Origin of the sequence: Enterococcus sp. DIV1096b (assembly GCF_050498765.1) — a bacterium.
Taxonomy (GTDB): Bacteria; Bacillota; Bacilli; order Lactobacillales; family Enterococcaceae; genus Enterococcus_D; species Enterococcus_D entomosocium.
On sequence record NZ_JBMHEK010000002.1, the window covers coordinates 1 to 13,405 of the forward strand.

Consider the following 13,405-nt stretch of genomic DNA (forward strand, 5'->3'; position numbering starts at 1 on the left):
AGTCTTGGTTACTATTGACTCCGTCCCCGACGTCTAAACGAAACGCATCGACGATTTCTCCATCTTTAATTTCCTGAAAGTAAAATTTGTAATACCCACTTTCCATTGGTCGATCTAAACGTTTGATTTCTTCGATCAAAGGTTGTGAAACGATCTCTCCTTCAAAATTACGAATGCTTTCCGACCCCTCGTTAAATTCAACTCGATAGAAATGGTTCAAGGCAGCTTCTTGATCTTTTGTAGCGTTGGGTACCTCTGTAGTGTCACCCGTTAGTTCGTTTAAAATATCAGAAATGACCGACTGTTCTGCTTCCGTTTTTGCGGCATACCGTTGAGAAGATTCGAATGTTCCCGACTCCGTTAATTCAATGGCCAGTTTTCTATAGCCTTTTACAAAGTAGATCATTGGATTTTTTTTCCATTGTGTCAGACGTCCACTTTCAATCATTTTTTGTGCTTGTTCATTCATATGTTTATCCGCCCTTTCTGATCGACGCTTCAATTCTTCTAACTCAACCAGTTGCTTTTCGTATTTCCGAATCGTTGCGGCCGAATACATCGAGTTTCCTTGCTTGGCTTGTTCGATTTCTGCTTTGATCATTGGAATGTTATCAACGCTCATGATTAGACCGCCTTGCTTATTTAGTCCGAGTGCTTTGCGTTCTTTTTGGTATTCCAACGTCGAGATCCGTTCCTCTTGTGCTTCTATTTCACGAAGAAGAGTTCTAGCCTTATCTTCCAGCTGCTCTTGTCTATTAAAAAAAGACCGACCATTTGCTTTGTCATTCATCGGCTGACCGTTTGTTTGTGCTTGATGGTCAAAGACTCTTGAGATTTGCGCACTGTATTCTCTCTTCAGACGTTCCAACTTTCTTTTTGCTCTTGCTAATCGACTATTGTCCGTTTCTTGTCGATCATTGTCCTGTTGTTCCATCAACTTTCCCTCCAAAAAAAGACCGGCTTTCGCCGATCTTCTTTTTTATTCTGCTATTTACTGATTGAAAGCAGCCACTCTGAATCCGAAAAAAATTTTTCTACGGCTGGTTTTGACTTTATTTTAGATCCAGCTGAACGATCAACGGCTCCCCTTCTTGCGTTGCTTCATCCAACATTAAAGAATAAACATCGGCATCTTCTTTCGTGATACGTACCTGTTGCGCACTCATTTCGCCAGCACCCACTTCTTGAATACGCATCGTTTGGTTCTCCGAATCCACGCTATTGATAAAGTAATAATTTTCCATGACTTTCCTCTTTCTCCTAATTGAATAGGTCAGACTCTTGACTCATTTTTGCTTGTTCGATTTCACGCTGCAGCTTTTCAAAAGCTACTTTATTTTTGAATTGATCAAATTCATTGCTCGTCACCCGTTCCAGGTGTTTGACTTGATTTGTGACCGACCGACGATACTTGAATGATTCCTTAACTGGTTTTGTTCGCTCACTTGGATTTCTCTTTGGCGGTGATCGACTTTCATTCGTTTCTTTCCCCTTGAAGTACTCCTGTTTCATTCTATTGTAAATTTCTTTGTTAGGGTTTTGTTGCCCAGATATTGAAGATGGACGAAAAGAATTTCTTTGCGACGTAGAGTCATTTTCTTTTTTTAATTCCTGAAGAATACTGTTTCCTAATCGATAATAAATACCATCCGGCCCGTACATTCGGCCCTCGTAAAATGATTTTTTCTCTTTGCTAGGATCTCCCTCACCATAAGTTGCTTTCTTGAATATGTCTTCCTCTTTTGCCAGCTGTTTGAATTCTTCAAAGTGGCCATTGTCTTTCATCAATGAATCAATCAGCTGGTTCATTGTTTCTCGACTTTCTGACGTTAGGTTTTTACTATTCCACTTGCTTTGATTCTCCGGCAGCTGCGCTTTTAATTCCTCAAGCAACAGAACACTTTCTTTTTTTGGCGCAGCCATTTCTGTTTTGATTTCACTACGAAGACCATTTCTCAAATCATTCAATCGTTCCAATTCGCTCGAACGATCAAAGATTAGATTCGCAAAAGTCGATTTCATTTTTTCTAATGTTTCATCGGAACGCTGGCCTTTTCTTTCATAGCGATTATGCTCTTTAACAAAAATCATTTCACGGGTAGGTTCAACTTCTGTCGTCGCAAAATGCACGTGAAAGTGACCTGTATTGTAATGGATCTCACCTACACTGATTGTTGATCCATTTAATTTTTCTTTCTCATAAAGGACGTTCATCATTTTTCGACCGGCCATGATCAACGGTTCCCTTTTTAATTCATTTGAATATGGATTGTAAATGCCTGCTTCAATCAATGCTTTTGTATCGAAAGACACCACATCTTGAAACAATACAGATTCATTTTTGTTCGCTCGATCGAATAATTCTTTGTATTGCTCAACTTCTTGTTGCGTCAAATCATCATTGTTGAAATCAAACATCCCTGTATTCAGCGACCATATTTTTTCTTGCGTTTCTTTTTGCATGATCTCAATTTGCGCTTTTGATAAAGTCGAATAATCAGCGAGACGTTTGTTGATCTCACCTAATGATACTCTTTCTTCAGCTGTCAATTTTGATTGAGCGAGTAACGCATTTTTTCGATCCATATAATCCAAATAGCCTTCAAATGATTGACTAGGATCGTCATTCGTCATTGCTGTTTCAAAGTCAGAAAGATCTTTTTCTTGATACACTTTCTTATCTTCTCGATCCATATACTTTACATACTCAGAATCAAACGAAATAACAAAACCGCTCATTAAGTTTATATAAGAGCCAGCAGATTGTGCCATGTAATCACCTCGTTCATTTAAATGCCATCAGATTCAAATGCACGATACAAAAGCGCATTATTCGTGTCGACGTATTGTTGTAGAATGTGCTTAAAATCATCCAAACTATCTTTAATCGCATCAACTTCTCGATTATTCGTTAGGTCATTGATCATTTCATTTTGAAGAATCTGATTGATCACTTCGTTTCGAGTGACTTTCTTTCCTGTATTAAAGGTTTGTTTCTTAGCTCGCTGTTCGAGGTACGCAACCAACGGCTCATTTTCAACTATTAAAGTAAATCTTGGCATGAAAAAACCTCCAGCTATTTAATCATTTTGAATCTTGTGAGTGCCTAAAAGAGGTAGAATAATGAAAGAGCATAAGGTGAACGCACCACTCTCATGGAGAGAGTGGGAAAATAGGCTGTGCCTATTGCGTTTCAAGACCTTTAGAGAAGTCACCACACCCCTTTTTTTAGTATTCTCCCATGAATACTACTACGAATACTCAGGTAGTCATTTTAGCTATTTTGACTACTTTGCGACTACTTTCGCTGTTACCATTTTCTTTAGAAAAAAATCCTTCTACTAGGTATTTTTGTGAAGAAACGGAGCGACCATTTCTTCGAAACTGAGTTCTTTTTTTGTATCTTCTTTGGCAACATTATTGTCTTTATTTTCCTGATTAATCTGAATTTTTTTCTTATTCTTAAACCGATAATTTTTATTTCGAACAATTTTTTTGCTCATTGTTACCGCTTCTTGATACACATCAGAAGAAAAAAGATCTTGAATTTTTGTATGATCTTGTTCTAGTTTTGCATTCGTCATTACGGACAAAACAGACAAAGAATCCAGCACTTTTTTTTCAAATGATTCTTCTTTTCGCAAACGATTTAACAAATCGATTATGATAAATCGAATCAGCGCACCGTCTTTTACACTCTCATCTACGGGCAACCAGAGTTTTAATTCTTCCAAAGCTTCCCTATGTTCTAGATCGATATAAACTTGTAGTTTTTCTTTTGCCATGGTATTCCACCTTTCTTTATTTTTTTCTTATTAATTCGATTTAGACTACGAAAAGTTTATTTTTTTAATTCTTTAATCTTTTCGTTAATTAACTGAATTGTCTTTTCTATATCGGAAATCTTCGTTTGATTATCTGAAATGTTCCCTTTAAATGATTCAATCGTATTCTCCAAAGTGGTGATTGAATCTTCCGTTTTTGCTAACTGCTCTCCGACTTGATATTCTTTTTCTTCAGTGAAAGAAGCAATTTTTTCTCGTGTATTTTTGATTTCTTCGACAAGAGATTTGTTCTCTTCCTCAATCACTTTTCTGTTTAGCTGCTGCAATCGGATATCATTTTCAAGTCCGCTGATTTTCAATTCAGCTTGACTTAAAGTTGAAAGATCACTTTTAACGAGCATCGATTTTTCTTGGGATCCATACAGACTAAGCGCTGATTCATCGGAATCTTTTGATCGTTTATACGTAACATCAAACCGCAAAGCGCCGAATTCATCGTCGATATTTTGTGCTAAAAGAACAAAATAATTTTCAGAAACGGGGATTACTTCAACTTTTAACGGTGTATTGATATCTTCTTTTGTGACGACAGTTGCCTTTGTAACTGGCTCTCCATCAGATACAAGATCGACTTCTGAATCGACATAAATATCCATTCGATAACTTTTACTAACTGGCGAATATTGTTTTTTTAGTACTGTGACCTCTCCTGCATCAAAAGGAATCGGCTTTTCAACTGACGATTCCGAATACGCATTTGCTGGTTTTGATAACACAGCTTGACCGATGATCGATAGAAATAAAAAACCAAAAGCCATTAATATTTTGGTGTATGTTTGTGTCTTCGTTCGAAAATGTTTTTGTTTTATTTTCGATTTCATTTCCTTTACTGAAGAAATAAAGTGAGAGATTTTTCCGAAAATAACCATCATTCATTCCCCTTTTTTAATTTGGTATTTGTTGCGATCAGCTCATAATGATCGATTTGATTAGAATCACTGACGTGAGCTGAAGCAACATAAACAAGGACTTGATTTGAATCCAATCCTTCATATTTGAGATCAAAAACGACGAAATAGGTTTGATCATCGTTCGTATAAACACGTAGATCTTCTACGCTCATTTTGGCATCTTCATTGTCCATATCCCCAATCGATTGCGTCATTTCTTGGTTATATTCGTTAGTAATCAACTTCTTTTCGTTCAATAGCGAGACACGATCTTTAATAAATGGTTCATCTTTTGTGTTGAAATAGGTCGTCACAAAGTCTTGCACAACGGTACTTTTTTCATCCGTCGATTGATTTTTTTGTTCACTTTCAACGGTTTCTGATACCTGATTTTCTGTAGGATCATCAGTGCTGCTATTGTTAGAATCCAACTGATTTTCTTCAATAGATTGTTCAATTTTGGTTTCTGAAGCAGCTTCTGGTTGTTTGCTTGAATGCCAGATAAAGAGTCCAAAAACTCCCCAGCTAGCTAATAAACCAAGTATTAAAATACCGCTCAATCGTTGATAACTCATGATCTCAACTCCTCATTTTTATTTTCTTCTTGAAAATAATCCATTCGATAAATACGTGGCTCATCTTCCATTTCAAATCGTATGCCGTGACGATTATAATGACCGATCAAATCTTCTTTCTCTGCTTCTTTATAAGATAGGAAGACGGCTTCTCTTTGTAGTTCCTTCCATTTTCCAAAGACTAGTTTTACAATACCTAGTCCTAAAACGAACAATAAGTATGCTGGTTGAATGATACAGGCCAAACAAAGCAACAAATAATTTACACCGCCAAACAAGAAAAAAATAAGCATATTATATAGCACCCGAACATCCCTCGGCTTGTCTTTAGATAGAACTACAGTAAAGAAAACAGAGAAAATCATCAGTAATAAAACTAAAATTGTATAAATAAATACAATATTTTGATAGGTTTCTTTTGTAATATGGCTACCCAAAATAGCATTTAGTTTACTAACTGGCAGCGTGTAAATAGATAGATAGCACCCGACTAAAATGATATAGTCGATCAAAATAGATCCATTACTCAACCATTTGTACTTCTTAAGTTGTCGATAAAGGTCTGTTTTTTTTAGTTCTTCGAACCATTTGTTTTGGATTTTAATTTGTAAATGCTCTTCTTTCAGTTCATGTTTCCACTGTTTAAAAGCTTCTTTTATCATGTTGTTATGCTCCTTTACTCCGGCTTATTTAGGTGTACCATAGCCCATAATATACTGACTAGTCTTGCCGTAATTGCGCTCTTTCGTGCTGTCTCCTGAGTTTCCTTCCAACGTATAGACCGTGCCGTTTGAGTAGTTTTTTACTATACCCACATGGTCACTGATGCCATCTGCGTCCCAATCAAAGAAGATCACCCAACCATCTTTTGGTTCCACACCGACTGGCTGCCATTCATTTTTTTGTTTGAAATTTTGAATACCTGTTGGACAGTAAGCGAATTTTTCCATGTTCACATTTGCTTTTGCGGCCACATAGGAAACAAAGACAGCACACCATTCAACACGACCACCATAGCCATACCATGACCAATATTTTTGTCCTCCTGCATGCAAACCTTCATCGATTTCTGCTTGAGCGACTTTCGCCATATCACTGCTTCCACCAGGAAGACCGGAACTTTTCGGCGTTAGATATTGTTTAACGATCATGGCATAAAACATATTTCCATAGTCATAACGATAGGTATAACCGAGGTTTACCGCCACCGGATTCGTGTAGGTCACTTGTACGCCGTGAGCGTATTTATTCGAAAAAGCGATCGCTCGATTTAAGTCGTAATTGTTTGTCGAAAAGGACAAGAAACCTGGGCCAAAATTATAGGCCTGAATGAGATTTAACAAATCCATATCCTTATGTGCTTTAACCAAACTGGCGAAATACTTTACACCGACTTCAATACTCGTATAAGGATCTGAAATCGTGTTAGGGGCATTTCCTTGTGACTCACTGGACTGCATGACATCAGGATAACGAATGGCATTTCCTTGCGTCTCCGCTTCAATAATGCCAAGCAAGGGATTCACCATATCAGGGATCCCATTCTTCTCTGCTTCTTTTGTGACCTTATCTTTCCATTGCATCGTCATTTCTGAGACACTAATTCCGCCCCCCTCGATACCTCCATCAGTCGATGTTGTCTGAGAAGCACCACCGATAAAGATCACGAGAAGCAAGCTGGCTACCACAATAACAAGAGCAGTTAAAACAGCGGTTGAACTACCTAAAAAAGCAAGTAAGAGTTGGATTTTCTCCTTCTTACTTGCTTTTCCGGCCAACAATTTAATTATTTTCGATTTCATTTTATTAATGACCTCCTGCAAATCTGACTAACTGTTCTTGATCAGGATCCGTTTTGATCTTGTAGTTGTTATTTCCTCCTAAATTGACGATTACTTCTCCTTGTTCGAGTAATGCCAGGTCTTCATACTGTCCATCAGTCAACAGATTTCCCATTGCTTTTTTCATTGTTTCACTGACTGAAGCATCCAGCTGTAGAAAGAATTTCGCATTACATAATTCGAAGACTTGTTTGATTTTTGAAATGTAATCATCAGAAGACGTTTCAGGCAATAGCTCTTGTGGTGATTGGGTCGCAAAGAAAGCACCGGCCGAAAACTTCCGCATTTCTTTTAAAAATTTCACGACTTGTTTAACGACAAACACCGTATCAGGACTTAGGATCTCTTGACATTCATCCAAGAAAAAGGCAAAGAATCGAACTTCATCAGGAGTAATATCGCCATTCTCCAAAGCAATTTTTTGTTTGCGTCCATTTTTAAGTGCCTGGTTCCAAACGATATTCATAGCGGTGTAAAGCATACATTTATAGACTTCATCGTCAAAGTGACCGATCGTTTCAATATCAAAGAAAAGGACATCTTCTTCATCAATATTTCGAAACGTGCTGCGTCCATTGAAGATCGATCCATATTGTTCGCACATTGACGTGATCACCGTTTGAAAGTTTTCCATTTCAACCATTTTGACGTCTGTCACACGATCCTTATAGCCGCTTTCCACAAATTTATCAACAAATTGCTTGAATTCACCAACTGTAGGATATTTTGAAGGATCCAATCCAATGATATGGATATCTTTTTGATTCTGTGTATAGTTTTCAGGTAATAGACCGTAAGAGATATAAAAATCATCCATGATCTTACCGAAATCGAGAATATCTACTGAACGCATAGCGGGATTTAAGAAGCGCACTTTGTTAAAAAAAGTTGCTCTATGCTGCAAGTAACTGTTCAGTTCATCGATCACTTTACCGCTAGTATCGGTGATTGTGGCTAGTGGTTCCATCGGATTTAACATGCCTTCTTTTCCAGAAAGATCATAAATTTTCCCGTTTTGCGACTGAATCAATTTATACCAGTCTCGATTTTTTTCAAACCCTCGAATGATCGTCCGCTTGCCATATAACAATTCCTCAATTAGCTTCAGCAACGTCGATTTTCCCATACCAGATTTCCCAAGAAGCATAGAACTAAATGATTTTCTAAGTGCAGTGATCATGTACGGATTGTAGATAAATGACCCACCTGTGTCTGTTTTCCCAATATAGCCACCACCCGTATCATTTAAAAATTGGTGATTAAAAGGATAACCGCCACCGATCGCAGAACTTGGCACGGTTATGCCTTCCTTACTGCCTGGTTCATTTTGTTGTTCAGAATAACTTTGAAAGAAAGCCAGCCATTCTTGGGCTTGTTTGCCAATATACGAAACAGATTTGTAGCCCATGGCTTTGAGCGAACGTCTAAGATCACCCACTTCTTTTTCAAGCTCTTCTTGTGTATCTGCAGTCACATAGATACGTATATCGACCATTTTACTGACTTCGTCACCTTGATTGATTTCATTTGCGTAACGTTCCAGAGAACGAAACTCATTGACTGCTTCGTTTCGTTGGGTACGGGTTCGGTTTTCTTCTGCTTGTGAGTCTAATTCACGCATAGCTTTGTCAATATCGCTTAAAATGACTTCTTTATCGATCGGCGCTAGATCGAATTTTGTGATTGAATTTTGATTGTTCATGATCGTGGTCAACCAAAATGGCGCTGGCCGTTTGGCTAATTGATAGATGTGAAGGCAAGCATAGGTACCGTCCCCTGCGACCATTCGGTCTTCAGGAAACGTAATGCCGCCTTGAGGTTGGATTTTTTCGATGAAACTGAGGTCAAAGCCTTCTTTAACAAGTGTTTGAATTTCTTTTTCATTTAACATAATTTTTATCCTCCAGACTAAATCGGGGTATTCAGGTTATTTAATTTAATTAAGATCTGCTCAATTTGTTTCGGCGGAATATCCTTGATTCCTAGATTGGATCCGCCTGCTCGTTTTAGAATCGTTTTGGAAAGATTCAGCTCCTTCTCTGTTTTTCCATAAACGATAAAGTAGAATTCTAAATTTGATAGTTCTTGTTCGACCCACACCAAACGGCTGATCTGTTCTCGAATGATTCTTGCTCGAACGGGGTTTCTTTCTTCCCTTGCCAGCTGCAGCTGTCGGTTCCAATAGACCAGATTGTCATCGATATTTGTAGGAAACATCATCGATAAAATACTCATTTCTTCTTCGTAGATCCGCAACATATTTTCAAAATGTCGCATAGCCTGATATTGCTCGCTGGCACTGAGACCGTTGATATTTCTTGTCGTGACTTTCAAAAAAGAGAGGTACCGGCCATTTTTTTTGACCACATTTCCTCTGATCATTTTTTTAATTGGTACCAATTCTTGAATAGAAGGGTTCTCCCCTTTAGTGCGCTTTCGTCCTATTGATCGGAAACTTTGAACTTGTTTTGCGGCCATGCCTTACCCTCTCCTTTTTTTATAGCTTTGTACTTCATACACATTTCGATCCATAACGATCAAGCAATAGATCGTATACAAATTTCTTCTGTTGCCGTTTGACGCAGGCTTTGCACATAGGAACAAGCCAAGGAAAAAGAAAACAATGCCCAATAGGATCGACGTCACAAGAGAAAAATGCAGATACCCTTGTAGATACAAAAGGAACATCGAGGGGCCAAAGACGATCAGAAGATCCAAGATATACAAAGATTTGTACTTTAGTTCTTGTTTGATACTTCGTTGAATCACGATATTGTGGTATTTATCCATGTTTTTTCCTCCTCTATTGGTACCAATCTGCTTCGTCATAACTGGTTGGAATATGTTCTACCGCTTGACGGTAGTCATTTAAAGCCATTTCTTCTGCTGGCTGACCTTCCAATAAGTGCTTTCGCCGACGATCGGTCACTTCTTTGGTTTCTAACAAGTTGTAGCTTTGTACGATGTCTTCAGACACGTAACACCGTTCTCCTGACTGATTTTCATACGGTCGGACTTGGACTCTGGCCACAAAAGACACATGAGATCCTCGACACGTCATTTCAACAAAGGACTTTGCGATCGTGCCATACAGCACACATAAAAAGGAATCTGATTGATAGTCAGATTCCTTTTTTGTCTTGAAGTTTCGTTTTGATATTAGTAAGACACGTGTATAACACGTGCCACTTTCCGTTTTCTTTAAGATGGGACTTTCAGCCAGTCGGCCTTCAATACAATGGACATTTAACACAAGATCTCCTCCTAAATATAATCATCGGCATTTACTTTATTCATGGATTGATAGATATCATAGTAATCATTTTCTGGTGTCACACTCGACTCTTTCAAGTATTTTGTGGCCAATTCTTTGGGTGTAGAAAGTTCCTTCGTTTTTGATTCAACCGTTGGAATATGATACGTTGGTGCCGTTGATTTTTCTGCAGGTTTCTGGCTAGTCACCGATCGATGGTTCGTTGGTTGACCTGGTTGTTTGATCGAACCTGATTTTGGTTCACTGCGTTTAGCAGGTGTCACCGTTGATCGATCAATTCCTCTACTTGGTGATTGTTGCACTATTTGAGTGCCAGCACTGGTAGACGATGGATTGCTTCGTTGTACGACTGCAGCTGTAGAAGGACTCACACTTGTGACCCGTTCAAGAGCTACAGAAGCTCCTTCAGGCGCTTGTTCACTCGATTGAACAGATGGACTTGGCGCTGCTGAAGAAGTGCCGTAAGACGTTTCTGGTGCGGATCGTTTCACTTCCTGATCGTTGGCTCTTTGAGTAGTAGCTGCATTTCCTTCAGACACACTCGAATTGCTTGACTGTTGCATATTGTTGTTCTGATTGACTTTGTCAGTCGCTGCTTGGATGGCGGCTTTTCTACTTGGCGTCTGAAGCGGCGGAATGGTCGTTCGTTGGACTTTTTGTGAAGCGGTCGTTTTCCCCGTTGCCAAACCATTCGCACGATTGCCGTTGATAGGATCGATCGGTGATTCGCTTCGGTTGCCACTTTCACCCATCTGTTTCAATGCTTCAGCTGAAACATTACCAATGCTTTTTCCATCTGTTTCTTTACCTTGAGAAACAGTGCTGGAAGAAGCAGCAGCGTTCATTGGTTGATAAGTTGTTTCTGGTGAAAGATTTGTTCCTGAAGGCAACTCTCCATTAGTAGAAACCTGATCCTTGTCTTGAATCGACGGATTTATTTGATCATTTGGAACCGTTGAGCGATTCGATCCTTGCGTTTGTGTCACCGGCTCTTGTTGGTCATTCATGCCAAACGTTTGGCGCATGTTGGCCGCAAATTCCTGCACACTGCTTCTAGCAGAGCCATTGTTTCCTGGAACCGTTGAGCGACTTTGAATCGATTTGTCATTGTTGCTCTCATGTACACCGTTATTGACTCGCATCCGGCTAATCGCTTGGCCAGCGTGATCTTTGATACTTTTTCCAGCATTGATTCCGCCTTTTATCGCACTTGCGCCTGCTCCGGCAGCTGCGGCAGTTCCGGAAGTCGCAGCTTTCGCCGCAACCGCTGTACCGACCATAGCTTGCCAGCCCGAACGAACCCCAATATCTATGCCAAGGTATTTACCAAAGAAATTCGGCCCGTCGATCGTGATCCGAACCCCAACGATACATAAAATCAAGTAAGCCAAAAAGCCTATATGCAAGGTTCCGATATAGGAAAAATATAGTTTGAAAATGCTCAAGCTAAACCCTGTTAACATGATCGCTAATAAACTGCTTCCGATATCTAAAAAGATTTTCTTCGCACGTTGACCGGTCTCGATATCTGATACAGAAAGTACAGGAAACATCAGTTTCGCAAAAACCAACTCAAGCAAAGAAGTCGCAATAATAAACGCCGAACAAATAAACGCAAAAGACACGGTCACTAGTGATAACGTGATCGTGCCTGTCTTGTATGTGAAACGGAATTTTCCTTCGTCAAAAAAGCTGAATGCGCCGTTAGTAATTTTCTCTGAAGTTATATTCCCTTCTTCATCTGTCACTAATTTATATTCTAAGTAAGAAACATCATCCTCATTACGAGCTTTCTCTTTCATTGTCTTTAAATCATCTGCTGTAATCACTTGAGTAAGATCCGTAGACTGAAAAGCATTTTCTGACAAATTATTTTTAGGCGTTCCTGCTTGCCCGTTCAATCGTCCAAACCCTTTTTTCGATGCATACTGCAGATCCGCTAGATTTTCTTTGACGATACTATAGGACAAAGTGCTTGCTGCACCACCATCTAATGTTTTTGTTTGCCCATAAACTTTTTCAGCCAAATCGACACTGGACGTTATCATACCAGGTAGTTGAATGCCCAAACAAACGATCAAAGCTGCCCTAAACAAGCCAGCTTGTAAATTAACACGTTCATTAAGAATAAATTTATAAGCTAAGACAATGATCATAATGACCAAAATAGTTCCAGATAAGATACGCATACTGGTGTAAATCGTACCGATTTTTCCGTTTTCCAAAAATCCAAATACCTTAAATACTTGATCAAGTATATCTTCCACTCCTGAAGCCAGTTTGTACAATCCTTTGATCCAATTGCTGCTTATCCATTTGAAAATATAGCCAAACAAAGTCGCATCATGGATCCATTCGCTAAATTTTTGTAAAAATTCCGTTGCTTTTTCCGTGATTTTCACCTTCCAATCATAAAAAAAGGAAGACTCAATATCGAGTCTTCCTTTGCTATTAATCATTACAGTTATTTTTCTTCATAGATTGAAATGAAATACATCGAATCATCTTCATAAATGTCTTTCACTTCTTTTAATGTTGAATCTGCTTTAGAATAATTCTGAGAAACCGGAACGAAAGCATATCCTTCATGTTCTTCATCGTAAAATACGTTGAAATCAGTTGTATCAGAACCTAAATTAGATACTCTAAAAATGCTTTTTCCTTCATCGTTTGAAATATGATACAAGTATAGACCTTTTTCTTTTTCTTCAACAGAATAGGCCATTTCCTCTGAAATTCCTTTTTTGATCCTGCTGGCGGTAATTTTCCCATCTGACAATTTTTCAATTGCGATCATTGGTTCATCCGTTGGTGAACCCTTTAAATAATAAGTCTGATCTTCTTCAAAAAGATCTGCAAGCTTGGATTCAGGCGAGTTCGAACACCCACTTAAAAGAAATATACTACCCACTACCAAAAAAATCCCGAAAACACTCGTTTTTAAACGCTTCACAGTAACCCCTCTTTTTCTATCGATTTG

Annotated in this window: 14 protein-coding genes and 1 pseudogene; all 15 read right to left on the reverse strand. The window is 38.7% G+C overall.

Translation table 11 applies throughout. The annotated features are described in order from the left end of the window. Positions 1 to 934 (reverse strand): annotated as a pseudogene (locus tag IGJ17_RS16875) (DUF3991 domain-containing protein); the annotation flags it as partial. A 118-nt stretch (positions 935 to 1,052) separates the two neighbouring features. Continuing rightward, complete coding sequence (locus tag IGJ17_RS16880; protein ID WP_429947166.1) at positions 1,053 to 1,244, reverse strand: hypothetical protein; 192 nt, start codon at positions 1,242 to 1,244, stop codon at positions 1,053 to 1,055. A 16-nt stretch (positions 1,245 to 1,260) separates the two neighbouring features. Further along, the gene (mobP2, locus tag IGJ17_RS16885; protein WP_429961636.1) at positions 1,261 to 2,772 is read right to left on the reverse strand and encodes a MobP2 family relaxase; all 1,512 of its coding nucleotides are present in this window, start codon (positions 2,770 to 2,772) and stop codon (positions 1,261 to 1,263) included. 17 nt (positions 2,773 to 2,789) lie between these two features. After that, entirely contained in the window at positions 2,790 to 3,062 is a 273-nt protein-coding gene (locus IGJ17_RS16890; protein WP_081117345.1) for a hypothetical protein, read from the reverse strand. Positions 3,063 to 3,341: 279 nt separating this feature from the next. Then, positions 3,342 to 3,785 carry a hypothetical protein gene (locus IGJ17_RS16895; protein ID WP_311957728.1) on the reverse strand — a complete coding sequence of 148 codons (444 nt, stop codon included), beginning with the start codon at positions 3,783 to 3,785 and terminating at the stop codon, positions 3,342 to 3,344. 56 nt (positions 3,786 to 3,841) lie between these two features. Further along, positions 3,842 to 4,714 (reverse strand): hypothetical protein, encoded by an 873-nt coding sequence (locus tag IGJ17_RS16900; RefSeq protein ID WP_311957730.1) that lies wholly within the window; start codon positions 4,712 to 4,714, stop codon positions 3,842 to 3,844. Further along, a complete protein-coding gene (locus tag IGJ17_RS16905; protein ID WP_171805177.1) occupies positions 4,714 to 4,950 on the reverse strand; it encodes a hypothetical protein in 237 nt (78 codons plus the stop codon). The genes IGJ17_RS16900 and IGJ17_RS16905 overlap by 1 nt, the downstream gene beginning before the upstream one ends. Positions 4,951 to 5,306: 356 nt before the next feature. Then, positions 5,307 to 5,972 (reverse strand): hypothetical protein, encoded by a 666-nt coding sequence (locus IGJ17_RS16910; RefSeq protein ID WP_311957731.1) that lies wholly within the window; start codon positions 5,970 to 5,972, stop codon positions 5,307 to 5,309. A 24-nt stretch (positions 5,973 to 5,996) separates the two neighbouring features. Continuing rightward, positions 5,997 to 7,112, reverse strand: coding sequence for a lysozyme family protein (locus IGJ17_RS16915; RefSeq protein ID WP_428214290.1), 1,116 nt, complete (start codon positions 7,110 to 7,112; stop codon positions 5,997 to 5,999). A gap of 4 nt (positions 7,113 to 7,116) precedes the next feature. Further along, positions 7,117 to 9,042: a VirB4 family type IV secretion system protein gene (locus IGJ17_RS16920; RefSeq protein WP_429961637.1), complete on the reverse strand. Its 1,926-nt coding sequence runs from the start codon at positions 9,040 to 9,042 to the stop codon at positions 7,117 to 7,119. A gap of 17 nt (positions 9,043 to 9,059) precedes the next feature. Beyond that, a complete protein-coding gene (locus IGJ17_RS16925; protein ID WP_005230823.1) occupies positions 9,060 to 9,629 on the reverse strand; it encodes a hypothetical protein in 570 nt (189 codons plus the stop codon). Positions 9,630 to 9,632: 3 nt separating this feature from the next. Then, positions 9,633 to 9,941: a DUF5592 family protein gene (locus tag IGJ17_RS16930; protein ID WP_005230821.1), complete on the reverse strand. Its 309-nt coding sequence runs from the start codon at positions 9,939 to 9,941 to the stop codon at positions 9,633 to 9,635. Between the two features lie 13 nt (positions 9,942 to 9,954). Then, on the reverse strand, positions 9,955 to 10,404 hold the full coding sequence (locus IGJ17_RS16935) for a single-stranded DNA-binding protein (RefSeq protein ID WP_142967616.1): 450 nt from the start codon (positions 10,402 to 10,404) through the stop codon (positions 9,955 to 9,957). Positions 10,405 to 10,415: 11 nt separating this feature from the next. Then, a complete protein-coding gene (locus IGJ17_RS16940; RefSeq protein ID WP_429961638.1) occupies positions 10,416 to 12,827 on the reverse strand; it encodes a pLS20_p028 family conjugation system transmembrane protein in 2,412 nt (803 codons plus the stop codon). Positions 12,828 to 12,889: 62 nt separating this feature from the next. Further along, a complete protein-coding gene (locus tag IGJ17_RS16945; RefSeq protein ID WP_311957735.1) occupies positions 12,890 to 13,378 on the reverse strand; it encodes a hypothetical protein in 489 nt (162 codons plus the stop codon). Between the last annotated feature and the right edge of the window lie 27 nt (positions 13,379 to 13,405).